This window comes from Actinosynnema sp. ALI-1.44 (assembly GCF_001984155.1).
GTDB lineage: Bacteria > Actinomycetota > Actinomycetes > Mycobacteriales > Pseudonocardiaceae > Kibdelosporangium.
Genome location: NZ_MTQO01000053.1, coordinates 854721 through 880676, shown reverse-complemented (window position 1 = coordinate 880676; position 25956 = coordinate 854721). Strand labels below are relative to the sequence as shown.

Below are 25956 nucleotides of genomic sequence, written 5' to 3'. Positions count from 1 at the left end.
GGCCGCCGGTCAGGTCACCAGCGGTAGTGGGCGAAGGCCTTGTTGGACTCGGCCATCTTGTGCGTGTCCTCGCGACGCTTGACGCTCGCCCCAAGGCCGTTGCTCGCGTCGAGCAGCTCGTTCATGAGGCGCTCGACCATGGTCTTCTCGCGACGGCTGCGGGAGTAGCTGACCAGCCAACGCAGCGCGAGGGTGGTGCTGCGACCGGGCTTGACCTCGATCGGCACCTGGTAGGTGGCGCCACCGACACGACGGGGCTTGACCTCGATGGCCGGCTTCACGTTGTCGAGCGCACGCTTGAGCGTGACCACCGGGTCGGTGCTCGTCTTCTCACGGGCGCCCTCGAGCGCGCCGTAGACGATCTTCTCGGCGACGGAGCGCTTGCCGTCCCGCAGCACCTTGTTGATCAGCTGAGTGACCAGCGGGGAGCTGTAGACCGGGTCGGAGATCAACGGCCGCTTCGGGGCCGGTCCCTTACGTGGCATCAGCCCTTCTCCTTCTTCGCGCCGTAGCGGCTGCGCGCCTGCTTGCGGTTCTTCACGCCCTGCGTGTCCAGCGAGCCGCGGATGATCTTGTAGCGAACACCCGGGAGGTCCTTCACACGGCCACCGCGCACGAGCACCATCGAGTGCTCCTGGAGGTTGTGGCCCTCACCGGGGATGTATGCGGTGACCTCGATGCCGCTGGTCAACTTGACACGGGCGACCTTGCGCAGCGCCGAGTTCGGCTTCTTGGGCGTGGTGGTGTACACACGCGTGCACACTCCGCGCCGCTGCGGGCTCCCCTTGAGCGCCGCGGTCTTGGTCTTGGCGACCTTGTCCTGGCGGCCCTTACGGACCAGCTGCTGGATCGTGGGCATGGACCGGCTTTCTCTACGACTGCTTCTTCATGGCGGTTGTCCGTGGTTGTGCTGTGTTCCCCCTGGCCCCGCCGTAACCCGAGGTCGGGCGTGTCGCCCTTCCCCGACGGCCCGTGCGGGACAGCGCCACATGGAACAACCGCGGCATCCCAACGGGGTTTGGGAGGTCTCCGTGCCGGTTTGCGTCGTGGTCTTCACCGACGACAGGCACACGGAGCGGCCCGACATCAGTCAGGCACGATTAGCAAAGATACCTGGCCGGTTCCCGGCGGGCAAAACGGGGGTCGCCGACCCCGCCCGATACGGTGAACGCCACCTGGACACCGCGTTGTTCCCCGCTCGGGTTGCAGTGATCGGTACACCGTTGCGGACGGGCAACGGTACATTCCGGCTCGAGAAGTTGTCACCGAGTGAGCCGGGGGGCGCAGGGCCGTGTCCGAGCCGGATTTCGACTCCGAGCGCCTGGCCGAGCGCAACGCGGAGTTGCGCCGCCAGGTCGACCACATGACGGGTGAGGTGCGCCGCCGCACCGAGGGCCTCAAGCAGGCGCAGGCGCGGATGGCCGCGCTGACCGGCGAGGCGCGTTCGGACGACGGCGTGGTGCAGGCCAAAGTGGACATGACGGGTCAGCTGACCGAGCTGACGCTCTCGTCGCACGCCTTCGAGCGCGGGACCCCGGCGGACCTCGCGGCGGAGATCACACGTGTGATCCGTGCGGCGACGACGGACGTGCGGACCGAGGTGCGCCGCGAGGCGAGCCGGTTCACCCCGGACGACGACCTGATCGACCTGCCCGACCTGGTGCCGGGGGCCCCGTCGTTGCGCGACCTGTTCAAGGGGGCGTAGCGGTGGGCGATGAGACGCACATCGACCCGAACGGGTTACAAGTGGGCGCGGGCCTCACCGAGACCGCGTCCACGCTCAAGAACCGGCTGCGAGACGTGGGCCGGCCGTGGGGCGACGACGAGCCGGGGCGCAGCTTCGCGAAGGACTACCTGCCCGCGGCCGAGGCGGTCAGCAAGGCCGCCGGCGAGGTGGCGGCGGCGCTGACGCGGCTCGCGGAGAACCTGGCGGCGCAGGCGGACGCCCACCGGAAGGCCGACAAGCCGAGCACGCAGGTCTGACATGGCGATCATGGAACCGCCCGAGTTCATCGAGGACATCGCACCGTGGGTGCTCGGTGACGAGTGGCCCAAGGGCGACGAGGACGCCATGATCCGCCTCGCCGAGGTGTGGGAGACGGCCGCGAAGGACGTCGACGCGGCGATGAGGGCCGCCGACAGCGCGGTGAAGCAGGCGCGCGACGGCTTCGACGGACCGGCGGCGCGACAGTTCGACGAGGTCTGGGCGAAGTTCGTCGACGGTGACGACGCGGCGTTCACCAGGCTGAAGGACGGCTCGGAGCAGCTGGCCGACGCGTGCCGGAGCTGCGCGGTGCTGATCGAGTACGCGAAGCTGTCGATCCGGGCGGCGCTGGCGGCGCTCGGCATCCAGGTCATCGCGATGATCACGGCGGCGTTCACCACGTCCGGCGGCTCCCTCGCCGGCATCATGCCCGCGCAGCTGGCGACGCGGCAGGTGATCCTGACGATCTTCCGTGACCTGACGCGGCGGCTCGGTGAGCAGGTCGACAGGACCCTGCCGGACCGGATGCTGTTGTCGTTGGCGACGGAGGTCGCGGCGAGCGTGGCGGTCGACACGAGCCGGACGCCGGGCAGAGGCGCGATCTCGGGGAGCTTCAGCCTGGAGAGCCTGGCACAGGCACTCGCGTCCGACGCGGTCAGCGACAGCACGAGCGGCAACGGGCAGCACATCACCGGTGCCGCCCCCAAACCCAGCCCCCGGCCGCGCGGTGATGATCCCCCGCAGCGGTTCACGGGCAACCTCGACCCGACGCCGCTGCCCGTCCAGACCAGTGGCGATCGCCCCGAGGCACCTCCCGCGGCCGGCACCCTGCCCGACCACCCCACGCACTTCGTCGTCGACGTGCACGCCACCGCCGACACCATCCGGGCGTCCGGGTGGGACGGGGAACAACCGGTCCTGCTGTTCGGGCGCAGGCCGGGATTCGCGGCGCAGCTGGCCCGTGAGCTCGGCGGCGAGGTGACCGCACCGGACCGGGACGCGTGGACCGACCACCGCGGCAACCTGTTCGCGAGCAGTTCTCGTCTGGGGCCCAAGGACTTGCGGCCCGGGTGGCCGCCGAACGGCGAGTGGACCACGGTCGAACCGGACGGCACGAGCACCCCGCACGGCCACTCCTCGCCGCCTGGACACGTGCCGGATTGGCGTACGGGCGACACGTACCGCCGCGGCGCGGCGCCGGGCAGCGGCAACGGACCGACGACGTCTCCGCCGATCACGGCCGAACGACCGCAGGTGCGTCGGCGTCCCCACGAGTCCGACGCGACCGTGAGCGCGGGAGACGCGCGTCCGCCGAAGCTCATCGCACCTGAGGGCGCTCCGCTGTTCTTCGCCAACCGGCCGGACTTCCGGGCCAGCGCGACCGACGTGCACCACATGCGGCAGTCGTACGGGCTGGACACGTGGTACCGGGACGCCGCCGGGATCGACGACGTCATCGCGCGCACCCCGTACCTGCGGAGCATCCCCCGCGACCAGCTGATCGCGTTACGCGGGCACACCGCCCCACCCGCGTTCAAGATCGTCAACGAGGCGTTGCGCACCAACGACATCCAGACGTTGCGGCGGTACGAGGGCTACATCAAGGTCGTCAACTCCGCGCTGAACCAGCTGCCGCCCTTCCACGGCGTCGTGCACCGCGTGGTCAACACGGACCACCCCGCGCTGCGGGCCAGCCAGTACCGGCACGACTCCGAGGTGACCGAACGGGCCTTCCTGAGCGGTTCCGCGGCCGGGACAGGGCATCCGCCGGGCAAAGTCGTGCTGCAGATCCACTCGCTGACCGGCCGGGACGTCTCCGCTATCGCGCACCGGCCGGGCGAGCGGGAAGTGCTTTTCCCGTCCGGTACGAGGTTCAAGGTGGCGGGGACCGGCTTCGACCCGCGGACCGGCACCTACTACGTGCAGATGCGGGAAGTTCCCCCGGCCGCGCGGGCACAGCGGCCGGTTCGGGCACAGCAGGGCCCCCGCCCGGTCCACCCCGGACCGCAGTTCGTCCACAGTGGACAAAGTCAGGCGCGGCCGCAGCGGCCAGCCCGGCCCCAGCGGGCCGTACCGGACCGCAGGCAGGCGACATCGCCGTTGCGGCGCCCGAAAAGCCCAGTGCCTCAACCGGTCCCGCAGGTGACGAACACCGTTCCCGCCACCCGGGCGTTGCGCGGGCCGGACTTCGACTACGGCGCCCATCGGCCGGTTGCTCAACCCCTCGACCGGTGTGACGCGGGTGAGCCGATGCGGAGCACGTACACCACCAGGCAGATCGGCGCTGAGACGAGCAGCGAATGAGTGAAACCATGCAACAGCTGGCGGTGCACCAGGGCGTCGTCCACCGGTGCGCCCGACGGCCGGAAGGCACCGTCGATCTCGTCGCCCCGGACGGGACGGTGCCGTCCGGCGACTTCGAGCGGACCGAGGACGGCTCCTTCGTCCTGCGGATCTCCGAGAGCCTGCCGGAGGCGTTGTTCACGTTCACCGTCGACGGGATCGAGCACCCCGAGCCGTCGCTCGGTTGTCTCGCGCCCGATCCGGAGACCGTGATCCGTCAGGTGCAGCAGCGGGTCTGGCCGGGCAGGCAGGATTCCGGCCTGCCGAGGTTCCCGGTGCCCGTGCTCGCCGAGGGCGAGGACGACGACGAGCCCGGCACCGGCTCGATCGTGACGGATCTCAGCGTCTCCGTCGTCGCGGCCGCCCCCGGTGGGTGGCAGCGGATCGGCATCGAGTGCCGGGCGTTGGGCGGCTGGCTCGAACTGCGGTCGAGCGTCACGCTGGACGACGACGCTGTGCGCGCGTGGTCCCCGCCTGCCGTGGTCGGGCACTGGTTCCACCGGCTGCGAATGGCGGCGTACCAACCGTCCAAGGGCACCTGGTTCGCGGCGAAGTACGAGCTCAAGCGCGGCGCCCCGGCCACCATCGAGTTCGACCGCGAGTTCCCCGACGACGGCGACGCCCACGGGTGTTTCGAAGACCTGCGGACCCTGCCGAGGCACTCGCAGGTGATTCCGCCGTCGATGGTGCAGGGTGCGCTGCTGGCCTACGAACTGGCAGCGAACCTCGACCGGCACACCCTGGATGTCGAGCCAGCACAGAACGAAAAGCCGTACACCCTGATGGCGAGGTTGTTCGACGGGTTCACCAACAACGACCGCCCATATACCTACCGACCGGCGATTTCCGCGTCGGAGAAGGAAGCCATCCTGTCCTTCTTGGACGGCGGCAAGGTCGTGCTGTCGTCGAGCGGGCACTCGGCGGACTTGTTGCACCCGGAGCGGGAAAGCCTTGTACCGATGGCGTTCCACACCGACGGCGTGTGGGTGTGGCCCGCTGCCGTCGCGTACTACCTGAGGACGCACGGGATCGCGCCCGCGCCGGACTTCGTGCGGCACATCCGGTCTTCGGGCTACCGGACGCCCAAGTCCGTGCCGAGGTCCGCGTTGGACCGGGCTTCCGCGATGGCGATGGGTCGCCCCGAGTCCGAGGCGGCCACGTGGGAGGACTACGACCGGGCCGCGTATGCCCTGGCGGACATGGCTTCCCGGTTCCGGGTCAGCAAGCGGCACTACGGCATCGGCCGGGTGAAGGACCAGGCGTGGTGCCTGGTCCGCGAGGGCGACCGGTGGGCCGCATTCTGGTACGCCGACGACCGGCGCGAACTGGAGCACGTCTTCGACACGGTCGGTCAGGCCGCGACGTACATCATGGGCCAGCTCTGGCAGAACTACCCCGACCTGCAGCGCGAGGCGGACGAACTGCTTGACACCTACGAGGTGCTCGACGTCCCCATCCCGCCGTCGCCGCCGCTGGAGAACTTCGAGCGGTTCCGTTACGTCGAGGTCAGCGATCTGGACGTGGAGCAGTTCGGCCCGCCGACGTCGAACCTCGTGTACGCGCCAGGCACCACGGTCGACCAGATCGTGCCCGTCCTGCACGGGGACGACTCGCCGCGGCGGCTGCGACTGACCGGCGAGTGGACGGTCGTCTCGTGCGTCACCAAGGACGGTGAGTCCCGGCCCGGCGACGTGCAGGCGTACATCCTGCCGCAGGCGACCGGGGATTACCTGCACTGGGGCCAGATCGTGGAACTGTCAGCCGCGGACGGCTCCTGATGCCCGACTGGAAGATCGGCCTGGACGTCCGCAACCTCGCCAGCGTGGACATCTCGCTGCCGGGCTGGTTGCGCGGCCACGCGATCGGTGGCGCGCTCGGCGCGGCGGTCCGGTTCGACAAGCCGGTGGACATCCTGAAGCGGTACGGCCAGTACGGTCCGATGCAGTTCACGAACGTGTTCGGCAAGCCGGGTGCGATCACGTCGGACACGCAACTGATGCTGATGGCGTTGGACGGCATGGTCCGCGCGCACGTACGCGCCACCTGGTACGAGCGGACGGACCCGGTGCGGGAAGTGGCGCTGGCCCTGCGCCGGTGGCTGGTGACCGAGCAGGACGGCTGGTTCCCGCGTGCCAGTGGGCTTTTCGAGCGGCGCTGGGCCGACCGCACCACGGTCGACGCGATCCGGCACTTCGCCGAGACGGGCACGTTCGGCACGATCGACAAGCCGCTGAACCACTCGCGGGGCAGTTCCCCGCTGAGCCGGGCGGGTGTCGCCGCGTTGTGGAGCACGGATCTCGGCGAGGTCTTCACCCTCGGCGCCCGGATCGCCGCGCTGACCCACGGCCACCCCGACGCGTACCTCGCCGCCGGTGCGTACGCGGTGATGGTGCAGTACTTGCTGACCGTGAAGCACCCCATCCGGGCGATCGACGCGGCGAGGTTCGAGCTGACCCACTGGAAGGGCCACGAGCGCGTCCACGAGGCCCTGTCCCGCGTCGTCGAGGCGCAGTTCGCCCCGGAGTCGCGGCTCGATCCCGCCACGGTCGAGAGCTTCGGAGACAGCGAGACAGCCGTTGGCGCGCTTGCCATCGCGGCGCGGGCGGCGATCTCCGAGCACCGGTTCGAGTACGTCGTCGGCCGGGCCACCACGATCGCGGGGGACAGCGCGACCACCGGGGCGTTGGCCGGTGGCCTGTACGGCCTCGCAGGCGGCGGGGGTTTCCTGCCGCAGGACCTCGTCGCGCAGGTGGAGCTGAGCCAACGGATGGGCACGCTGGCCTATCAGGTGCGCCGCGAGTTCAGCGACGAGCCGTTGTCCGACGACGAGTTCTACAGCTGGTTCCCGTTCTCACAGAAGCGTTAGATCCAGCCGTTGTCGCGTGCCATGCGTGCGGCCTGGGCGCGGCTGCGGGCGCCGAGTTTCGTCATCGCGGACGAGACGTAGTTGCGCACAGTCCCGGCCGAGAGGTTCAACGCCTTGGCGATGTCCGGTGCCGTACGGGAATCGTCGACCATGCGGAGCACTTCGAGTTCCCGCTCGGTCAACGGGCACGCGTTCTCCGCGAGCGCCTCGGCGGCGAACTCCGGGTCGACGTATCGCATTCCGGCGTGCACGCGGCGGATCACGTCCGCCAGCAACGCGGCCGGTGCCGTCTTGGCGAGAAACCCCTTCGCACCGAGGGACAGGGCTTGCCGCAGGACGCCGGGGCGGGCGTGCCGAGTCAGCATGATCGCCCGGGTGTCGATCAGCTCGAGCACCCGCAGGCCGTCCATGGTGGGCATTTCCAGATCGAGGACGACCACGTCCGGCTTGTGCTCGGCGATCGCCATCAGGGCTTTCGGGCCGTCGTCGACGTCGGCGACGACTTCGAGGTCGGGTTCGAGGCCGAGCAACGACGCCACGGCCTGCCTGGTCAGCTGCTCGTCGTCGGCCAGCACCACGCGGATCATCTCGGCAGGCTCGCAATCACCTCGAAGGAAGCCGGGTCGACGTTGCGCGCGGTGAACGACCCACCGGACGCTTCGACCCGCCGGGTCAACCCGGCGAGTCCGCTGCCCTCATCCCCTTGCCGCAACGGGGCGACACCGTCGTTCACGATCCGCAACAAGGCCTGATCCGGCTTCGTCACAAGGGAAACCTTGCACGTGCGCGGGTCGGAGTGACGCAGCGCGTTGGTCACGGCCTCGCGCAGCACCCGGCCGAACAGGTCGCGTTCGGCCGTGGTCAGATCGGCGGGGTCGGCGTCGAAGTCGCACGAGATCCCCGCCGAGTCCAGGAGGTTGCGCGCGCCGGTGAGTTCGGTGGCGAAGTCGGTCGGCCGGTTGCCGTGTGCCAGGGCACGGACGTCCTTCAAAGCGCTGCGTGCCAAGCGTTGTACCTCGATCATCTCGGCCTTGGACTTGTCCGGGTCGGTCAGCCGGACGGCCAGTTCGCTCTTGAGCGACACCACTTCCAGTGCGTGCCCGAGGATGTCGTGCAGGTCCTCCGCCAGCCGCAGGCGCTCACGGGTGGCGGCGAGCTCGGCCGCGTCACGGCGTGCCTCCTCCAGCTTCAGCACCCCGTCCCACCAGCGGTACGTCAGGCCGACGCTGTACATGAGGGACGCGGCGACGAAGGTCGTGCCGAACAGGCTCGGGCCGATGAAGTCGGCGCGTCCGACGAGCAGGAGCACACTCGTGAACACGACAGCTTGCAGCAGGAGGACAAGGGCGGCGTATCCGGTGGCGACCTTGAGCGTCCTGGCGACGAAGAACTCGGACGCCGTCATGCCGACCAGGACCGAGGTGAAAGGGCTCGACAACGGCCCCGTGGCCGCCGCGACGGACACCACGGCGAGCGCCACCCCGACCAGGCTGAAAACCCGGACGTTCGGGTACGGCACCCAGTCTCCCCGCAGACGCCCCAGTGTGCCGCGTACCCGCACCACGACCAGCACGACCGTGACCAGTCCAACCGCGACCAGCACAGCCCAGTGCCGAGGTTCCTGCAGCAGGAAGAAGATCGGCATCAGGATGAGGATCTCGGTGAACAGCAGCATGAACCGCGTCGTTCGCCGGATCGGCTCGATGGCTGCGGTCTCGGACACGAACCACAACGTAACAGCACATGACACGTGTCATCCGAGGTCGTGACGGCGACGACTACTGACCGTGGCGGCGGTCGGCGAGGCTTGTGCCATGAACGTGATCGAAGTTTCCGGATTGACCTACCGCTACGGGCAGTTCGCGGCCGTCGCCGGTGTCGACTTCACGGTCCGGCAGGGGGAGATCTTCGCGCTGCTCGGCACGAACGGCGCGGGCAAGACCACCACGATCGAGCTGATCGAGGGGTTCCGCAAACCGGCTGGCGGGCAGGTCCGCGTGTTCGGCGTCGACCCGGTGGCCGACCGGGCGGCCTTCAGCGCGCACACCGGCGTGATGTCCCAGCAGACCGGGTTGATCGGCGAGCTGACCGTGATCGAGACGCTCGACCTGTGGTCGGGGCTGACCAGCAGGAAGGACTCGGCGAAGTCCCTTGTGGACATCGTCGGGCTCGAGCACAAGGTGGACGTGCCGGTCGACAGGCTCTCCGGGGGTGAGCGGCGGCGGCTGGACTTCGCACTGGCGATCTGGGGGCGGCCGCCGCTGGTGATCCTGGACGAGCCGACCACCGGGCTGGACCCGGAGTCGCGCCAGCAGCTGTGGGAGACCGTCGACCACCTGCGGGACACCGGCTCGTCGGTCCTGCTCACCACGCACTACCTGGAGGAGGCGCAGGCACTGGCCGACCACGTGGCGATCATGCACGAGGGCCGGATCCAGATCGCCGGGACGCTGTCGGAGGTGTTGTCCGACCGCCCGGCGCGGATCACGGCGAAAGTGCCGGACATCGGCGTGCCACGGCTTTTCGGTGATGTGACGGTCGACAACGGGGTGTTCACCGTGCAGACCAGGGACATGCAGGCGGACCTGTACGAACTGTTGCAGTGGGCCAAGGAGAACTCGGTGCGGCTGCAGGACCTCAACGCGACCCAGGCGTCGCTGCAGGAGATCTTCCTGTCGATCGGAAAGGCGTGACCATGGTTCTCCACCTGGCTTTGACGGAGTTGCGGCTGCTGTTCCGCAAGAAACTGACCATGGTGTCGGTCGTGGTCCTGCCCGCGGCCCTGTGCGCGATGGCGTACCTGCAACTGCGTGGCCTGCCCAAGTCGGAGTGGCCGGGGCAGCTGGGCCTGACGTACGTGATGCTGCTGGCCCTGTCGGTGTTCCTCGTCAGCACGACGGTGTTCACCGCGCGCAGGCAATCACTGGTGCTGCAACGACTTCGCACGTCCGAGCTGTCGGACAACGGCGTGTTCGCCGGGATCGCCGGACCGATCATGGTTGTCGGCCTGGTGCAGTCCATCGTCTACATGGGTTTCTGCCTGGCGATCGGTGCTCCCGCCCCGCAGCAGGTCGGACCGGTCGTCATCGGACTGGTGCTCGGCCTGCCGACGGCGATGCTCGCGGGCATCGTGACAGCCGCCTTCTCCCGCAGTGTGGAGGTCACCCAGATCACCGCGGTCCCGCTGTTGTTCACGGCGTTCGCCGGGATCATCATGGCCAGGGTCGACAACGAGATCGTGGCCACGATCGGGGCCGCGCTGCCGATGGCGGGCCCGGGCGAACTGCTGGCCGAGGGCTGGAGCGGATCGCTGTCGACGGTCGGACTGGTCGCCACGATCGGGTGGTTGTTGGTGCTCGGGCTCGTCGGTCAGCGGTTCTTCAAGTGGGAGCCACGCCAGTAACAGAATTGCCTTATATAAGTCGCGACTGTTACATTCGGGCGATGACGGACCTCATCGACCAGCTCAACGCCGTCCAGCGAACCGTCAAGCGGCAGGGTGACGGGCGAGCCATCGCCCTCACCTGCAGCTACGACGCGAAAATCGAAGACGTGTGGGACGCGTGCACCAACGCCGACCGCCTGAGGCGTTGGTTCGCGCCAGTGTCGGGCGACCTGCGACTGGGCGGCGAGTACGCCATCGAAGGCAACGCCAGCGGAACCGTCGACGGCTGCGACCCGCCCCGCCACTTCGCCCTGACCTGGGAATACGACGGCGAGCAGAGCCAGGTGAGCGTACGGCTGGCGGAAGACCCCGACGGCCGGACCCGACTCCACCTGGAGCACAGCTTTCCCGTGAACGAGCACTGGGAGACCTACGGCCCGGGCGCGGGCGGGGTCGGCTGGGACATCACCCTGGTGAGCCTGACCGCCCACCTGGCGGAGAAGCCGTTGCCACCAGAGGAAGAGTGGACCGCTTCGGCGGAAGGCCTCGACTTCATGCGGCGAAGCAGCGCCCACTGGGGAGAAGCGGGCATGGCCGCGGGCGAGGACCCGGCGTGGGCACAGGCGGCCGCCGACCGGACGACGGCCGCCTACGCGCCACCTACGGATGAAAACGATCAGCGGTGACTGACATGACGTACCGGTTGTTCGCGTACTCCGCGACCGTCCACATCTCGTCGGTCGACGGCCGGTATGCCATGTCCTCGGGGCCAATCGGCCACTCACCCTGGTAGATGTTGGCAAGTTTGCCCGGCTGCCAGACGATCAGGTCGCCACGGCTGTCGTCGCCGGTGCTCCGGCTGATGTAGTACCAGGACTTGTCCGGCCCGTCGCCGCCCTTGATGGCCGCGGCGCCCTGCATGCTCTTGATGTTGACCTGGTACGCCCAGTCCGCCGTGACGTCGGACAGTTCCCTGGTCTCGTAGTTGACGTCCCACCGGAACAACCTGGTGCCGTCGCCCGCCGGGTCCCATTCGGTGACGAGCATGCTGTCCGGGGACGTCGAACGGTCAAGCGAGATCGCGGAGAACCTGATGTTCTGCGACGGCGTGGCGCGGTTGTAGCTGAACTTCGTCGGGATGACGTACTGGTAGCCGTAGGCGTGGTAGTCGCCGTTGGCCGCGCGGCCGATCGCCGAGTCGTTCGCGGTGGAGACCTTCAGGATGTCGTTGAGGTCGTACACCTCGATGTTGTCCGTGCTGGCGACGTACAACAGGTTGCCGTACCAGGCGAGTCCGCCCGCGTGGTTGGGGTTCGTCGACTCGAAGTCCGGGTGGCCGTTCTTGGTGGTCGCCCGGACCAGCAGGACGTGCCGGTAGACCGGCTTCAGCGGGTCGGTGCGGTCGATGAAGCTGATCCGCGCGCCCTTCTTCTCCGAACCGTCCAGGCCGTACCAGGAGACCAGGACGACCTTGCGGTCCTGCCACACCCCTTCGTCGAGGGCGTCACTGCTGGTGGTGATGCCCTGCGGACGCCACTCCGTGGTGTTGTCGTCGCCTTCCTTCCAGAGGAACCCGGCCGCGAAGTTCGGCGTGATGTGCTGGCCGTCCTCCTTCGGGATCCGCACCGCCTCGCGATTGGAGTCGTCCAGGACGGCTTTGACGTCCGCGTTCGGCAGGGCGCCGACGAGCTTGTTGTAGTCGGCGTCGTTGGCGGTACGGACCAGTTTGTAGTCCGCCGCGTTGAGTTTCTTGGCCGTGTCGTCCGCGGTGGCTGTCGGCACGGTCCCCAGTGTCATGACCATGAGTCCGGCCACCGCGATCGCGGTGGTTCGCAGTTTCCTCATACTCAATGAATAGCTGTTGAAATGCTGGGGAATTCCCAACGCGGAACCCGGGTCAGTGGAAACGTGCACGGTAGAGGTCCCGCAGCGCGCCAATTTCGCCGCCGTGGTGACAGACTTCACGCGTGATGTGCAGGACCAGCGCGGCGAACGGGTACTCGACGTAGCCCGGCTCCGCCTGGCCGACCGGAGCAACGAACTCGCTCTCACTGAGGGATTTCACGCCGTCGTGCCAGGCTTTGTAGGTGTCGTGCAGCATGGTGACCGCGGTCTCGGCATCGCCTGGCCACGACGCGGTCTCCAACGTGGGCACGTCGGCTTTGAAATGCGCGGCGGCTCGCTGGCCGAAACAGCCGACCGCGATGTGCGCGATCCGCCAGGCGATCGTGGTCACCGGTGTCGGTTCCGGTGCCGGGTGCTGCCAGTCGACCATGAAAGAACCGTCCGGCTGCTCGCGGATGCTCCACATGTCGTCGACCGGTTCCCAGAAGTACTCCTCGTCGGTGAGGCCGTGAACGCGTGGCCAGAGGCTGTGGTCCCAGTAGAACTCCAGTTGCTCGAGCAGTTGATCGCGCCAGTTCATGCGACCGACGCTAGCGTGGAGTCACCGACACGGCTGTGTCGGTGATAGGAGGTCGCGGTGGAGCCGATGGTCGAGCGCCAGCACGCCCTCATCGAGCAGCTGCGCGCCCGCGCACCCCGTCTGACCAGCGCGCAAACGCTTGCCACCGACCTCGGTGTCAGCTCGCGGACGATCGAGCGCGACGTGGCCAGGCTGCGTGCGGCCGGGCTGCCGCTGCGGATCCAGACCGGGCCGGGCGGCGGTTACTCGATCGACGCGAGATCACTGCTGCCGCCGATCGAGCTCACGCCCGGGGAAGCTTCCGCACTGGTCGCCGCGATCGTGGCGGTCGGCCCGTTCAGCTCGGCGACGGCGCAGAGCGCTCTGCAAAAGCTGCTCAGCGCGTTGCGCGCCGACTGATGCCTGACCAGAAGCCGCAGTGGTGGTCAGCGGCGAACGGGGTCGGCGCGATGCCTTCGGACGACAGCTTGATCACGGCGTCCTCCGGCCAGTGCGGGCGGGCGGGACCGTTCGGGTTGCCCGTTCGGGCGAACGCCGTCCAGTAGCCGACAATCTTGGCCGACAACCGCTTCTGCTTGGCGGTCAATGGCGGATAAGGGTTCTGGGCCATGTCGAGATCCCAGAGGTAGGGCAGATCCAAGCCGTGGTACGAGCCCTGAGGAAACCCGGTCTGGGTGACCTGTCCACTGTCCTCAGCGAACTCGTAGGCGTAGACCGGCTGATGGGCGGAGGCCGCCTCGGCAGTGCGCAGCACCGGACAGGCACCGATGGCCCCGCCCCAGTCGCTGAGCACCGCGGACATCGCCAGCGCCGGACTTCCGTAGTTGCCAACCGGATACGTGGTGAGCACGTCGTCGGCCCGCTCGCCGAACGTCTGGCGCACCAACTCCGTGTACCGGCCCGCGGTCATGTTCGATTCCCACGAAACGAACATGCGCATCTCGTCACGAGTGCTTCCGATCATCAGCGGAACTCGTGCGCCAGTACCGTCTCGGAGCACGTCCTTCGGCTGTTTGGGCAACATCGGTGTTCCGGCAACGGGATTCCACGGCCGGTCACTCACCTTGCCGTTGAACGCGAATCCAACACCAGCCAACGTCCCGAGCAGCTTCTCCACGCTTTGCCCACGTAGACAAGCGGCAACGTCGGCTGCCTTGGCACAACCAAGTTGCTCGATCGCCTGTGCACCGAACGCCTGCGCCGCCGACAACGTCAGCACGTCGTTGTCACAGGCGCCGCTCTGCGAGATCGCCCGGTGGAACAAGCCTTGGGACAACGGTGATGCGAGGTGAGCACACACTGCGCGGGCCCCCGCGGACTGCCCGGCCAACGTCACATTGCCCGGATCGCCGCCGAACCTGCGCGCATTGCGCTGCACCCAACGCAGCGCGGCAGCCTGATCCATCAGGCCGTAGTTCCCGCCACTCCCGTCAAGTACGGGCGAGGAAAGGAAACCAAGCGCCCCCAACCGATAGTTCATGCTCACGACAACCACATCGCCGGACGTCGCAAGCCGTGCGCCGTCGAACTCCTTGGCAGCGCCGGTGTTGAAAGCGCCGCCGTACAGCCAAACCAGCACCGGCTTCAGACCACCACGCCTCGTCCGCGGTGCGGTGACATCGAGGTAGAGACAGTCCTCAGCACTCTCAAGACGTTGCTGCGGACAGGGAGTTCCCGGCTTCGTGGCATCACGGATCCCTTGCCAGGACACCGGATCAGCGGGAGGACGCCATCGTCGCTGCCCCACAGGCGGCTCGGCATAGGGAATGCCCGTGTACGTCACGAGGTCGTCGGATACCTTGCCCCGAAGCCAGCCTGTGTCAACCCGGACCACGCCCGAACCACCATCGGCAAACGCCGGAGTACCACCAAAACCCACGGCCGCCACCGCGACCAGTGAGAGTAGAACCGTACGAATCGACATACCCACAATGCTCACCGGCCACAGGCATGGACGCGTACGCCGAGAATCTCGTCTTTCGCTACGCCCACCGACGTAGCAACAGGCAGATCAGGCCAGCCAGAAAATTTCCAAAACATCGACCCGCTGCTGATCCTCGAGGATCATGTACAGAACCAAACCCTCGCCGTGCGGCCCGAACACCCACTGCCGCATCACGCCGTCCGGCTTGGACTTGACATACGGTGCGCCATTCCACGGCACAACTTGGAGCACACAAAGAATTTCAGAGTAGGATTCGAGAGCCTCCGCAGGCAGCGCATCGATCTGCTTGGATGCCTGCGGATCAGTATCGATGTGGTACACTTACTGACCCAGCCGCTCCCGAATCATCGCCTTCACTTCGTCGAGAGACACAGCGTCAGGCATCGGTTCACCGGTGCGGAGAATGTGCTCGGCGCGTTGCAGCATCCGACGGTGGCGCTCTGGATCGAGTTGGGTGATGCGAGCGATGCGATGCCAATGTTCCAGCGTCTTGAACACCTCGTCCAAGCTCATCGTCTCCGCTGCTGCCTTGAGCGCCTTGCGGTAATCGCGATCGAAGTCCGGAGCCTCTTCGGGCAGCAACACCTCGCGAATTGCCCGAGGAGTCGTGCCAAGCTGCTCCGTTGGAGGTTCCCACGCTGGCATGGCCATGGATCGACTATAGCGAACCACGGACCCCGGCGCTGACATGCGAGAAGGCCCCCGGCGAGCCGGGGGCCTTCCTGTCGAACAGCTGAAAATCAGCGGTAGTCGCGGCCGAAGTCGTAGTCGTCCAACGGAACCGCCGCACCCGTACCGGTGCCGAAGACATCCGGGGTGTAGTAGCCGTCGTCGTAGGACGGGATCGCGTACGCCGCGACCCGGGCCTCCTCGGTCGGCTGCACCTGGATGTTGCGGTACTTGTTGATACCCGTACCGGCCGGGATCAACTTACCGATGATGACGTTCTCCTTCAGGCCGACGAGCTTGTCGCTCGCGCCCTTGATGGCCGCGTCGGTCAGGATCTTCGTGGTCTCCTGGAAGGAGGCCGCGGAGAGCCAGGACTCGGTGGCCAGCGACGCCTTGGTGATACCCATCAGCACCGGGCGACCCGAGGCGGGCTCGCCGCCCTCGGACACGATCCGGCGGTTCTGCGTCTCGAAGTCCGCCCGCTCCGGCAGCGAACCGGGCAGGAAGTCCGTCGAACCGCTGTCGATGATCGTGACCCGGCGCAGCATCTGCCGGACGATCACCTCGATGTGCTTGTCGTGGATGGACACACCCTGCGCCCGGTACACCTTCTGGACCTCGTCCGTCAGGTGCATCTGGGCCGCACGCGGCCCCATCACGCGCAGCACCTCGTGCGGGTCCGGAGTACCTTCCAGCAGTTGCTGGCCCACCGACACGTGGTCGCCGTCGGCCAACGGGCCGGTCGGCGTCGACGCGAGGCGCTGACGCTTCGACAGCTTGTCGAAGATGATCTCCTCGCTGCCGTCGTCCGGGATCAGCGTGATCTTCCAGAACCGGTCGCCGTCCTCGATCCGCACGCGGCCGTCGACGTCGGCGATCGGCGCCTTGCCCTTCGGCTGACGCGCCTCGAACAGCTCCTGGACACGCGGCAGACCGGTGGTGATGTCGTCACCGGCCACACCACCCTGGTGGAACGTACGCATCGTCAGCTGCGTACCCGGCTCACCGATCGACTGGGCGGCGACGATACCGACGGCCTCACCGACGTCCACCAGCTGGCCGGTGGCCATCGAACGGCCGTAGCACATCGCGCAGACACCGACAGCGGACTCACAGGTGAGCACGCTGCGGACCTTCGCCCGCACGACGCCGCCTTCGATCAGCTTCGCCAGCGCCGGGTCACCGAGGTCGTCACCGCGGTTGATGATGACGTTGCCCTCTTGGTCGGTGATGTCCTCCGCGACGGTGCGCGCGTAGACACTGGTCTCCACGTGCTGGTCACGGATGACGACGCCGGACGCGTCCTTCTCACCGATCGGCATCTGGATGCCGCGGCTGGTGCCGCAGTCGATCTCACGCACGATGACGTCCTGCGAGACGTCCACCAGACGACGGGTCAGGTAACCCGAGTCGGCGGTACGCAGCGCGGTGTCGGCCAGACCCTTACGGGCACCGTGCGTGGCGATGAAGTACTCACCGACGGAGAGGCCCTCGCGGAAGTTCGCCTTGATCGGACGCGGGATGTACTCACCCTTCGGGTTGGACACCAGACCACGCATACCGGCCAGCGACCGGACCTGGGTCATGTTGCCCGCCGCACCGGACTTCACGATCACCGGGATCGGGTTGTCCTCGGGGAAGTTGGCCTCCATCGCCTTGGCGACGTCCTCGGTGGCCTGCGTCCACACCTTGACGAGCTCGTTGTTGCGCTCGGTGTGCGAGAGCTGACCACGCTGGTAGCGCTTCTCGACCGCCTCGGCCTTCTGCTCGTACTGGTCGAGGATCTCCTTCTTGTTCGGCGGCACCACGACATCGGAGATGGCGATGGTGACACCGGAGCGGGTCGCCCAGTGGAAGCCCGCGTCCTTCAGCTTGTCCAGCGTCCGGGCCACGGTGACCATCGGGTACCGCTCGGCGAGGTCGTTCACGATCGCGGCCTGACGCTTCTTGGGCATCGGCTCGTTGATGAACGGGTAGTCCTCGGGGAGCAGGTCGTTGAACAGCACCCGGCCAAGGGTCGTCTCGGCCAGCCACATGCTGCCCGGCTCGTAGCCCTCCGGCCGCATGCCGTTGCCCGGCTGGCGGTTCTTGATCCGGATCTTCACCGGCGCCTGCAGGCCGATGACCTTGCGGTCGAAGGCCATGATCGCCTCGGCGGGCGACGAGAACGCCAGACCCGCGCCGACCGCGTTCTTGTCGAGCCTGGTCAGGTGGAACAGACCGGTGACCATGTCCAGACGGGGCATGGCCAGCGGACGACCCGACGCGGGCGACAGGATGTTGTTCGACGACAGCATCAGGATCCGGGCCTCGGCCTGCGCCTCGGCCGACAGCGGCAGGTGCACCGCCATCTGGTCACCGTCGAAGTCCGCGTTGAACGCCTCACAGACCAGCGGGTGCAGCTGGATGGCCTTGCCTTCCACCAGCTGCGGCTCGAAGGCCTGGATACCGAGGCGGTGCAGCGTCGGTGCGCGGTTGAGCAGCACCGGGTGCTCGGTGATGACCTCTTCGAGCACGTCCCACACGGCCGGGCGGGCCCGCTCGACCATCCGCTTGGCGGACTTGATGTTCTGCGCGTGGTTGAGGTCGACCAGCCGCTTCATCACGAACGGCTTGAACAGCTCGAGCGCCATCGCCTTCGGCAGACCGCACTGGTGCAGCTTGAGCTGCGGGCCGACCACGATGACCGAACGGCCCGAGTAGTCGACGCGCTTGCCGAGCAGGTTCTGGCGGAACCGGCCCTGCTTGCCCTTGAGCAGATCCGACAGCGACTTCAGCGGCCGGTTGCCGGGACCGGTGACCGGACGACCGCGGCGGCCGTTGTCGAACAGCGCGTCGACGGCCTCCTGCAGCATCCGCTTCTCGTTGTTCACGATGATCTCGGGCGCGCCGAGGTCGATGAGCCGCTTCAACCGGTTGTTGCGGTTGATCACGCGGCGGTACAGGTCGTTCAGGTCGGAGGTGGCGAACCGGCCACCGTCGAGCTGGACCATCGGCCGCAGGTCCGGCGGGATGACCGGAACGCAGTCCAGCACCATGCCCATCGGCGAGTTGCGGGTGGCCTGGAAGGCCGCGACGACCTTCAGGCGCTTGAGGGCGCGCAGCTTCTTCTGGCCCTTGCCGCTGCGGATGGTCTCCCGCAGGTTCTCGGCCTCGGCGTCCACGTCGAAGTTGCCGGCCAGCGTCTTGATCGCCTCGGCACCCATCGACCCGGTGAAGTAGTCGCCGTAGCGGTCGATCAGCTCGCGGTACAGCAGCTCGTCGGCGATCAGCTGCTTGACGTCGAGCTTGGTGAAGGTGCTCCAGATCTCGTCGAGCCGGTCCAGCTCGCGCTGGGCGCGGTCGCGCAGCTGGCGCATCTCGCGCTCGCCGCCCTCTTTGACCTTGCGGCGCACGTCGCTCTTGGCGCCTTCGGCCTCCAGGGTCGCGAGGTCGCCCTCGAGCTTCTGGGCGCGGGCCTCGATGTCCGAGTCACGACGGGCCTCGACCTGCTTGCGCTCGACGCCGATCTCCGACTCGAGGGTGGGCAGGTCGTTGTGCCGCAGCTCGGTGTTCACGCCGGTGATCACGTACGCCGCGAAGTAGATGATCTTCTCGAGGTCCTTGGGCGCCAGGTCGAGCAGGTAGCCCAGCCGGGACGGCACACCCTTGAAGTACCAGATGTGCGTGACCGGGGCGGCCAGCTCGATGTGGCCCATGCGCTCACGGCGGACCTTCGCGCGGGTCACCTCGACGCCACAGCGCTCGCAGATGATGCCCTTGAAGCGGACCCGCTTGTACTTGCCGCAGTAGCACTCCCAGTCGCGGGTCGGGCCGAAGATCTTCTCGCAGAAGAGCCCGTCCTTCTCCGGCTTCAGTGTGCGGTAGTTGATCGTCTCCGGCTTCTTGACCTCGCCGTAGGACCACTGACGGATGTCGTCCGCGGTGGCCAGGCCGATTCGGAGCTCGTCGAAGAAGTTGACGTCAAGCACGTCGGTTCTTCTCCCCTTTGGTTGAAGACAGCAGATTCGGGGGATTCAGGCGAGGTGCGGGCCGGTTTCCGGCCGTCCCGCACCTCGGCGAGGTCAGTTCACAACGTCGTCAACGGACGGCGATTCGTTGCGGGACAAGTTGATCCCGAGGTTCGCGGCGGCGCGCTCCAGGTCCTCGTCGTCCCCGTCGCGCATCTCGATCGCGGCACCGTCCGAGGAGAGGACCTCCACGTTCAGGCACAGCGACTGCAGCTCCTTGAGCAGCACCTTGAAGGACTCCGGGATACCCGGCTCCGGGATGTTCTCGCCCTTGACGATCGCCTCGTAGACCTTCACGCGGCCCACGACGTCGTCGGACTTGATCGTCAGCAGCTCCTGCAGCGTGTAGGCCGCACCGTAGGCCTGCATCGCCCAGCACTCCATCTCACCGAAGCGCTGGCCACCGAACTGCGCCTTACCACCCAGCGGCTGCTGGGTGATCATCGAGTACGGGCCGGTCGACCGGGCGTGGATCTTGTCGTCGACCAGGTGCAGCAGCTTCAGGATGTACATGTAGCCGACTGCGACCGGGTACGGGAACGGCTCGCCGGAGCGGCCGTCCAGCAGGATCGCCTTGCCGTCCTTGTTGACCATCCGCTCGCCGTCCCGGTTGGGCATGGTCGAGCCGAGCAGCCCGGTGAGCTCCTCCTCGCTGGCGCCGTCGAACACCGGGGTGGCGGTGTTCGTGTCCGGCTCCACCTCGTAGAGGTGCTCGGGCAGCTTGGACGCCCAGTCCGGGGCCCCGTCGATCTTCCAGCCCGTCTTGGCCAGCCACCCGAGGTGTGTCTCGAGGATCTGGCCGATGTTCATACGACGCGGCACACCGTGGGTGTTCAGCACGACGTCGACCGGCGTGCCGTCCGGGAGGAACGGCATGTCCTCGGCCGGGAGGATCTTGCCGATGACACCCTTGTTGCCGTGCCGGCCGGCGAGCTTGTCGCCGTCCTGGATCTTGCGCTTCTGCGCCACGTAGACGCGCACGAGCTCGTTCACGCCCGGGGGCAGCTCGTCCTCGTCCTCGCGGGAGAACACGCGGATGCCGATGACCTTGCCGGTCTCACCGTGCGGCACCTTCAGCGAGGTGTCGCGGACCTCACGGGCCTTCTCCCCGAAGATGGCGCGCAGCAGGCGCTCCTCCGGGGTCAGCTCGGTCTCGCCCTTCGGCGTGACCTTGCCGACCAGGATGTCGCCGTCGCGGACCTCGGCACCGATCCGGATGATGCCGCGCTCGTCCAGGTCGGCGAGGACCTCCTCGGAGACGTTCGGGATGTCCCGCGTGATCTCCTCGGCACCCAGCTTCGTGTCGCGGGCGTCGATCTCGTGCTCCTCGATGTGGATCGAGGTCAGGACGTCGTCCTGGACGAGACGCTGCGACAGGATGATCGCGTCCTCGTAGTTGTGGCCTTCCCACGGCATGATCGCCACGAGCAGGTTCTTGCCCAGCGCCATCTCGCCGTCTTCGGTGCACGGGCCGTCCGCGACGACCTGGCCGACCTCGACGCGCTCGCCCTCGTTGACGATGGGCTTCTGGTTGATGCACGTGCCCTGGTTGCTGCGGCGGAACTTGTGCAGGCCGTAGGTCTGGCGGGTGCCGTCGTCGGCCATCACCGTGATGAAGTCCGCGGACAGCTCCTCGACCACACCGGCCTTGCTGGCCACGACCACGTCACCGGCGTCGACCGCGGCACGCAGCTCCATGCCGGTGCCGACCAGCGGCGACTCGCTGCGCAGCAGCGGCACCGCCTGACGCTGCATGTTCGCGCCCATCAGGGCGCGGTTGGCGTCGTCGTGCTCGAGGAACGGGATCATGGCCGTCGCGACCGACACCATCTGGCGCGGCGAGACGTCCATGTAGTCGACACCGTGCGGGTCGATGAACTCGACCTCACCGCCCTTGGTGCGGACCAGGACGCGCTCCTCGACGAAGTTGCCGTCGGCGTCGGTCGGCGAGTTGGCCTGCGCCTTGACGTAACGGTCTTCCTCGTCGGCCGTCAGGTAGTCGATCTGCTCGGTGACCCGGCCGTCGACGACCTTGCGGTACGGCGTCTCGATGAAGCCGAACGGGTTGACCCGGCCGTAGGACGACAGCGAGCCGATCAGGCCGATGTTCGGGCCTTCAGGGGTCTCGATCGGGCACATGCGGCCGTAGTGCGACGGGTGGACGTCACGGACCTCCATGCCGGCGCGCTCACGGGAGATACCACCCGGGCCCAGCGCCGAGAGGCGGCGCTTGTGCGTCAGGCCCGCGATCGGGTTGGTCTGGTCCATGAACTGCGACAGCTGGGACGTTCCGAAGAACTCCTTGATCGCCGCGACCACCGGACGGATGTTGATCAGCGTCTGCGGCGTGATCGCCTCGACGTCCTGGGTGGTCATCCGCTCGCGGACGACGCGCTCCATGCGGGACAGGCCGACGCGGATCTGGTTCTGGATCAGCTCGCCGACCGTGCGCAGGCGCCGGTTGCCGAAGTGGTCGATGTCGTCGACCTCGACGGGCAGCTCCCTGCCGTCCTTGCCCATCATCGTGGTCTCGCCTGCGTGCAGCCGGACCAGGTACTCGATGGTGGTGACGATGTCCTCTTCGGTCAGCACACCGGTGTCGTGCGACTCGACGACGCCCAGCTTCTTGTTGACCTTGTAGCGACCCACCTTGGCCAGGTCGTACCGCTTGTCCTTGAAGAACAGGTTCTCCAGCAGGGTCTGCGCCGACTCCTTGGTCGGCGGCTCGCCCGGACGCAGCTTGCGGTAGATGTCCAGCAGCGCCTCGTCCTGCCCGGCCGTGTGGTCCTTCTCCAGCGTGGCCAGCAGCGTCTCGGAGAACGAGAAGCGCTCCCTGATCTGCTCGGTGGTCCAGCCGAGTGCCTTCAGCAGGACGGTGACCGGCTGGCGGCGCTTGCGGTCGATGCGGACACCGACGGTGTCGCGCTTGTCGACGTCGAACTCCAGCCAGGCCCCTCGGCTCGGGATGATGCGGGTGTCGAAGACGTCCTTGTCGGTCGTCTTGTCGACGGAGGAGGCGAAGTACACGCCCGGTGAGCGCACCAGCTGGGACACCACGACACGCTCGGTGCCGTTGATGATGAAGGTGCCCTTGTTGGTCATCACGGGGAAGTCACCCATGAACACCGTCTGGCTCTTGATCTCGCCAGTGGTGTGGTTGGTGAACTCGGCCGTGACGAACAGCGGTGCGGCGTAGGTCATGTCCTTGTCCTTGCACTCCTCGACGGAGGCCTTGACCTCGTCGAAGCGCGGGTCGGAGAAGGAAAGCGACATCGAGCCGGAGAAGTCCTCGATCGGCGAGATCTCGTTCAGTACTTCCTCGAGACCGCCGACGGGGTTCTCGTCACCGGCGTCAATCCGGCGCTGGAACCACAGTTCGGCACCGGTGAACCATTCGAAGGACTGGATCTGCAGGTCGAGCAGGTTGGGTACACCGAGTGGCTCGCTCAGCTTCGCGAACGAGACACGCTTCGGTGCGCCTGGGATTCCGGACATGGAGTTGGTCGCAGCAGTGGCTTCGGTCGCGCGGGAGACTGCCAAGATGCGTCCTTCCAGGGACTATGAGCGGTTGAGCGGCCGCGTTAGCAGGCAACTAACGCAACTGTCAAGGGTGCTTGATGCCCAGCATCCTAGCTCTCGGGTAAGGGCGCACGGAAAGTGGGCAGAGCAAAGACGCAGTCTAGCCAAACAAGCGGCGACTGTCCAGGGGCCCGCAGAAGAGGCCCCCCGCTCACGACAACAGCGTGACCCTGACCGGTTCTCCAGTCAAGGGGCCACGCGGTGTTCACCCACGTGGACCAGCCATTCCAAGCCTGTTGGACCAGCTAGCGGGGGATGGACGCTACCAGGCGTTCGACCGAATCGTTGATCAAGGGTGGGCACAGCGAGTGATGCGGCACGCACAGATCCTCGAGCACTTCGCCGAGCGCGGCCTCGAAAGCGCGCACCCCCGGCGACGGAAAAGGTGACTGAGACCACACCACGAAATCGTAGTCGGCGGCTTCCCAGGCCACCGTGTCCTCCACCCGGCGCATCACGTGGTGCTGGACGTACTCGTGCCGGAGCTTGCGGCCCGCCCGGTAGCGGGCCAGCTCGTCCAGCACCGGCCGGGCGGTGATCACCAGCGAGCTGGCGCGCACGGCGGCGGACTCGGCCATCCGCACGATGGTGATCGCGTCCTCGGCGGCGCGGCCGTCGACCTGCGCGAGCGCCTCAACGGACATCTCGGGGTCGGCGTGCGACCGGGTACCGATCGTCAGCGTCGACGGGCCGAGCTGCTTGGCCAGTGCGTCGACGATCTCGGTCTTGGCCCGGGTACTCGCCCCGGCGACCGCCACGAGCGTCCCGCGGTGCGAGGGCAGGGCTATCTTCATTGTGCGCCGGAGACTACCGTCCGTCGCCCGTGCTCACCGGGCTGTAAGCGCACTGTTCACTCGACCGTGTCGGCCCCGCAGGCGAACACCCCGCGGCAATTCGACGCCTGCCCCTGTGACCTGTTCGACCCTGGCGTGACCTGCGTCTTTCCGTGGAATTCCCGATACCGCCCTTACCCGATGGCACCGGAATACCCGGAGCCGCGCAAGATCAATCCGTCGACGGGGTGGAAGCCGGTTCGGCGATATCGGTGAGCGAGGCGACCACCCGCCGCAGCCACTCGGTCAGATCCCTGTCCTGCTCGAAACGCCCCGGATCGGCTCGGGGCATCGTGTGCCTGTGCGGCTCAGTGCCCGCGGGCACCGGCCAGATCCCCGTCGCGACCGCGAAAACCACGCGCATGTTCGGAACCGCCGCCTGCCACGCCTCGATCTGGTGGCGTTCCCGCAGCACGACCACACCGCCGGTCTCCGGCAGCGAATCGAGAACCACCTGGGTACCGGCGTAGAGGAATCGCACGACGTCCGGTTCCCACCACAACCGGACCGGCTCGGGTTCCTCGTCCGGGATGATCTCGCGCAATGCCGCGACCAACGGCGGATATTCGTCGGCCGACGAAGCGAGCGGGACACCGATTGCCTCGGCAGTCGGGTCATCCGTCGCGTATTTGGTATACCGCCACTCGAGCAACTCGCTATATCCGGTCATTTGCCTGCGCAGCCATGCCACCGCGTGCGGGCTGAACACACCGATCAGCTCGTCACCGGCACGGTCCCAGCAGACAGTGAGGTGCACAACGTCCACGAATACCCGACGATCAATTCCTACGCCAGCGATTCTTTGAATTTCATACGGCGATCCCATGAGATGCGACGGTTATCCAGGACTGCAGTAGTGCATAGACCTCGTGAGTGGTTAGTCCGGTCAGAACCGGAGTAACCACTCACGAGGAGGGGATCTCGAAGAAGTCGAGCTTGACGATCTTCCACTTGCCGTCGGTGAGGCGCATGTCCATGGCGAACTGGGTGGGGCCGCCGGAGGGCTGCTTGTCCGCTCGGGTGCCGACCTGGTCGGCGAAGACCAGGACCCTGGCCTCCTCACCGGAGAACCGGACGACACCGACGCTGACCGGGGTGACGACCACCTGGAGCTTCTGGCTCTGGATGTCGCCTTCCAGCGCCTTCATCGACTTGTCGTACTGGCCGACCGCCTCGCCAGCCAGGTACTCCTTGGCGCGTTTCGTCGCGCCGGGCATGTCGTCGAACTTGTACGACAGCACTGCGGTGACCGCTGTGTTGGCGGCGCCGATGATGTCCTTGGTCGAGTTGACGTCGGCCAGCGCGTCGTTGCCGGACCCCGTCCTGGCGTCGCTCACGTTCTGCGTGAACCAGAAACCCAGGCCACCGAGCAGCAACGCGACGACCACCAGGATCGCGGGCACCAGCAGTTTCAGCCGTGGCGGCGCCTCGTCGCCCGCCGCATCCGCGACGACGTCGTCGTCGGTTTCCACCGACGGCGCGGGTTCGGTTTCGGCTGCGGGCTCGAGCTCGGTTTCCGGTTCGGGTTCCGCCTCGGCCGGCGCTGTCGCCGCTTCCGGCTCGGGATCCCTCTTGCGCGGCACTGTGACACGGCGCCGGGGCGTCGGGCGGACCTCTTCCTCGACCTTCTCGGCCGCATCGGTAGCTGGTTCGTCGGCAGCTGGTTCGTCGGTGCCGTGGCCGTTGGCCTGCTGCTCGCCGATCACCGGGACGTCGAACGACGTCGTGGCCACGGCGTCATCCGCGCGGATCTCGTCCACCTGAGCGTCGGGGTAGGTGTCCGCGTAGGTATCGGTGTGCGTGTCCTCAGCCTGGTCAGCGCGCCGGTGCAGGCCCGCGACCTTGGGCCGCCGGGTCGGCGGGGTAACTGGACGGCGACGAGGGGGTGGCACAGTCGATGTCCTTCCGAATCACTCT

General features: G+C 67.4%; 23 protein-coding genes. 9 read left to right on the top strand and 14 right to left on the bottom strand.

What is annotated here, in order from left to right; genetic code table 11:
• Window positions 1-14: 14 nt before the first annotated feature.
• Window positions 15-485, bottom strand: coding sequence for a 30S ribosomal protein S7 (gene rpsG, locus ALI144C_RS46265; protein WP_076993570.1), 471 nt, complete (start codon window positions 483-485; stop codon window positions 15-17).
• Window positions 485-859, bottom strand: a complete 375-nt coding sequence (gene rpsL / locus ALI144C_RS46260; RefSeq protein WP_054295773.1) for a 30S ribosomal protein S12 — start codon at window positions 857-859, stop codon at window positions 485-487. Before rpsL ends, rpsG begins: the two co-directional genes overlap by 1 nt.
• 432 nt (window positions 860-1291) lie before the next feature.
• Here rpsL and ALI144C_RS46255 point away from each other — a divergent pair, with 432 nt between their 5' ends.
• Genes ALI144C_RS46255 through ALI144C_RS46235 form a run of 5 tightly spaced genes read left to right on the top strand, consistent with a single transcriptional unit; the run spans window position 1292 to window position 7193 of the window.
• Window positions 1292-1705 (top strand): YbaB/EbfC family nucleoid-associated protein, encoded by a 414-nt coding sequence (locus ALI144C_RS46255; protein ID WP_076993569.1) that lies wholly within the window; start codon window positions 1292-1294, stop codon window positions 1703-1705.
• Window positions 1706-1707: 2 nt separating this feature from the next.
• Complete coding sequence (locus ALI144C_RS46250) at window positions 1708-1983, top strand: hypothetical protein (protein WP_076993568.1); 276 nt, start codon at window positions 1708-1710, stop codon at window positions 1981-1983.
• A 1-nt stretch (window position 1984) separates the two neighbouring features.
• Window positions 1985-4288: a WXG100-like domain-containing protein gene (locus ALI144C_RS46245; RefSeq protein ID WP_076993567.1), complete on the top strand. Its 2304-nt coding sequence runs from the start codon at window positions 1985-1987 to the stop codon at window positions 4286-4288.
• Window positions 4285-6105 (top strand): hypothetical protein, encoded by a 1821-nt coding sequence (locus tag ALI144C_RS46240; RefSeq protein ID WP_076993566.1) that lies wholly within the window; start codon window positions 4285-4287, stop codon window positions 6103-6105. The genes ALI144C_RS46245 and ALI144C_RS46240 overlap by 4 nt, the downstream gene beginning before the upstream one ends.
• Window positions 6105-7193 carry an ADP-ribosylglycohydrolase family protein gene (locus ALI144C_RS46235; protein WP_076993565.1) on the top strand — a complete coding sequence of 363 codons (1089 nt, stop codon included), beginning with the start codon at window positions 6105-6107 and terminating at the stop codon, window positions 7191-7193. The genes ALI144C_RS46240 and ALI144C_RS46235 overlap by 1 nt, the downstream gene beginning before the upstream one ends.
• On the opposite strand, the gene ALI144C_RS46230 is transcribed toward ALI144C_RS46235, so the two are convergent.
• Both ALI144C_RS46230 and ALI144C_RS46225 read right to left on the bottom strand, forming a co-directional pair.
• Entirely contained in the window at window positions 7190-7780 is a 591-nt protein-coding gene (locus tag ALI144C_RS46230; protein WP_076993564.1) for a response regulator transcription factor, read from the bottom strand. The genes ALI144C_RS46235 and ALI144C_RS46230 overlap by 4 nt on opposite strands.
• Entirely contained in the window at window positions 7777-8916 is a 1140-nt protein-coding gene (locus tag ALI144C_RS46225) for a sensor histidine kinase (protein ID WP_143231266.1), read from the bottom strand. Before ALI144C_RS46225 ends, ALI144C_RS46230 begins: the two co-directional genes overlap by 4 nt.
• A 91-nt stretch (window positions 8917-9007) precedes the next feature.
• Between ALI144C_RS46225 and ALI144C_RS46220 the strand changes: the two genes are divergently transcribed.
• The 3 genes from ALI144C_RS46220 to ALI144C_RS46210 are packed head-to-tail and all read left to right on the top strand — an operon-like array spanning window position 9008 to window position 11264.
• Window positions 9008-9886 (top strand): ABC transporter ATP-binding protein, encoded by an 879-nt coding sequence (locus tag ALI144C_RS46220; RefSeq protein WP_193441278.1) that lies wholly within the window; start codon window positions 9008-9010, stop codon window positions 9884-9886.
• Window positions 9887-9888: 2 nt separating this feature from the next.
• A complete protein-coding gene (locus tag ALI144C_RS46215; protein WP_076993562.1) occupies window positions 9889-10596 on the top strand; it encodes an ABC transporter permease in 708 nt (235 codons plus the stop codon).
• Window positions 10597-10637: 41 nt separating this feature from the next.
• Complete coding sequence (locus tag ALI144C_RS46210; protein WP_076993561.1) at window positions 10638-11264, top strand: SRPBCC family protein; 627 nt, start codon at window positions 10638-10640, stop codon at window positions 11262-11264.
• Here ALI144C_RS46210 and ALI144C_RS46205 read toward each other — a convergent pair.
• Both ALI144C_RS46205 and ALI144C_RS46200 read right to left on the bottom strand, forming a co-directional pair.
• Window positions 11239-12423, bottom strand: a complete 1185-nt coding sequence (locus ALI144C_RS46205) for a hypothetical protein (RefSeq protein WP_083753961.1) — start codon at window positions 12421-12423, stop codon at window positions 11239-11241. The two genes, ALI144C_RS46210 and ALI144C_RS46205, sit on opposite strands and share 26 nt — an antisense overlap.
• Before the next feature lie 52 nt (window positions 12424-12475).
• Entirely contained in the window at window positions 12476-13003 is a 528-nt protein-coding gene (locus tag ALI144C_RS46200) for a DinB family protein (protein ID WP_076993560.1), read from the bottom strand.
• 66 nt (window positions 13004-13069) lie between these two features.
• Here ALI144C_RS46200 and ALI144C_RS46195 point away from each other — a divergent pair, with 66 nt between their 5' ends.
• Window positions 13070-13402, top strand: a complete 333-nt coding sequence (locus tag ALI144C_RS46195) for a helix-turn-helix transcriptional regulator (RefSeq protein ID WP_076993559.1) — start codon at window positions 13070-13072, stop codon at window positions 13400-13402.
• Here ALI144C_RS46195 and ALI144C_RS46190 read toward each other — a convergent pair.
• The 8 genes from ALI144C_RS46190 to ALI144C_RS46155 form a co-directional block, all read right to left on the bottom strand.
• The gene (locus ALI144C_RS46190; RefSeq protein WP_202819209.1) at window positions 13380-14891 is read right to left on the bottom strand and encodes a carboxylesterase/lipase family protein; all 1512 of its coding nucleotides are present in this window, start codon (window positions 14889-14891) and stop codon (window positions 13380-13382) included. The genes ALI144C_RS46195 and ALI144C_RS46190 overlap by 23 nt on opposite strands.
• Window positions 14892-15014: 123 nt before the next feature.
• Window positions 15015-15269, bottom strand: coding sequence for a hypothetical protein (locus tag ALI144C_RS46185; RefSeq protein WP_076993557.1), 255 nt, complete (start codon window positions 15267-15269; stop codon window positions 15015-15017).
• Entirely contained in the window at window positions 15270-15599 is a 330-nt protein-coding gene (locus ALI144C_RS46180; RefSeq protein ID WP_076993556.1) for a DUF6247 family protein, read from the bottom strand.
• An 89-nt stretch (window positions 15600-15688) separates the two neighbouring features.
• On the bottom strand, window positions 15689-19588 hold the full coding sequence (locus ALI144C_RS46175; RefSeq protein WP_076993555.1) for a DNA-directed RNA polymerase subunit beta': 3900 nt from the start codon (window positions 19586-19588) through the stop codon (window positions 15689-15691).
• Between the two features lie 93 nt (window positions 19589-19681).
• The gene (gene rpoB / locus ALI144C_RS46170; protein ID WP_076993554.1) at window positions 19682-23167 is read right to left on the bottom strand and encodes a DNA-directed RNA polymerase subunit beta; all 3486 of its coding nucleotides are present in this window, start codon (window positions 23165-23167) and stop codon (window positions 19682-19684) included.
• A gap of 284 nt (window positions 23168-23451) precedes the next feature.
• A complete protein-coding gene (locus ALI144C_RS46165) occupies window positions 23452-24000 on the bottom strand; it encodes a hypothetical protein (RefSeq protein ID WP_143231265.1) in 549 nt (182 codons plus the stop codon).
• A gap of 211 nt (window positions 24001-24211) precedes the next feature.
• Window positions 24212-24805 carry a DUF2017 family protein gene (locus ALI144C_RS46160; protein ID WP_076993552.1) on the bottom strand — a complete coding sequence of 198 codons (594 nt, stop codon included), beginning with the start codon at window positions 24803-24805 and terminating at the stop codon, window positions 24212-24214.
• A gap of 139 nt (window positions 24806-24944) precedes the next feature.
• Window positions 24945-25931, bottom strand: a complete 987-nt coding sequence (locus tag ALI144C_RS46155) for a hypothetical protein (RefSeq protein ID WP_143231264.1) — start codon at window positions 25929-25931, stop codon at window positions 24945-24947.
• Between the last annotated feature and the right edge of the window lie 25 nt (window positions 25932-25956).

Bases quoted from the DNA above. Each gene is read 5' to 3' on its own strand.
- ALI144C_RS46245 (WP_076993567.1), top strand. From the start codon at position 1,985: ATGGCGATCATGGAACCGCCCGAGTTCATCGAGGACATCGCACCGTGG.
- ALI144C_RS46210 (WP_076993561.1), top strand. From the start codon at position 10,638: ATGACGGACCTCATCGACCAGCTCAACGCCGTCCAGCGAACCGTCAAG.
- ALI144C_RS46220 (WP_193441278.1), top strand. From the start codon at position 9,008: ATGAACGTGATCGAAGTTTCCGGATTGACCTACCGCTACGGGCAGTTC.
- ALI144C_RS46215 (WP_076993562.1), top strand. From the start codon at position 9,889: ATGGTTCTCCACCTGGCTTTGACGGAGTTGCGGCTGCTGTTCCGCAAG.
- ALI144C_RS46165 (WP_143231265.1), bottom strand. From the start codon at position 24,000: ATGAAGATAGCCCTGCCCTCGCACCGCGGGACGCTCGTGGCGGTCGCC.
- rpsL (WP_054295773.1), bottom strand. From the start codon at position 859: ATGCCCACGATCCAGCAGCTGGTCCGTAAGGGCCGCCAGGACAAGGTC.
- ALI144C_RS46200 (WP_076993560.1), bottom strand. From the start codon at position 13,003: ATGAACTGGCGCGATCAACTGCTCGAGCAACTGGAGTTCTACTGGGAC.
- ALI144C_RS46205 (WP_083753961.1), bottom strand. From the start codon at position 12,423: ATGAGGAAACTGCGAACCACCGCGATCGCGGTGGCCGGACTCATGGTC.
- ALI144C_RS46180 (WP_076993556.1), bottom strand. From the start codon at position 15,599: ATGGCCATGCCAGCGTGGGAACCTCCAACGGAGCAGCTTGGCACGACT.
- ALI144C_RS46230 (WP_076993564.1), bottom strand. From the start codon at position 7,780: ATGATCCGCGTGGTGCTGGCCGACGACGAGCAGCTGACCAGGCAGGCC.
- ALI144C_RS46235 (WP_076993565.1), top strand. From the start codon at position 6,105: ATGCCCGACTGGAAGATCGGCCTGGACGTCCGCAACCTCGCCAGCGTG.
- ALI144C_RS46240 (WP_076993566.1), top strand. From the start codon at position 4,285: ATGAGTGAAACCATGCAACAGCTGGCGGTGCACCAGGGCGTCGTCCAC.
- rpsG (WP_076993570.1), bottom strand. From the start codon at position 485: ATGCCACGTAAGGGACCGGCCCCGAAGCGGCCGTTGATCTCCGACCCG.
- ALI144C_RS46195 (WP_076993559.1), top strand. From the start codon at position 13,070: ATGGTCGAGCGCCAGCACGCCCTCATCGAGCAGCTGCGCGCCCGCGCA.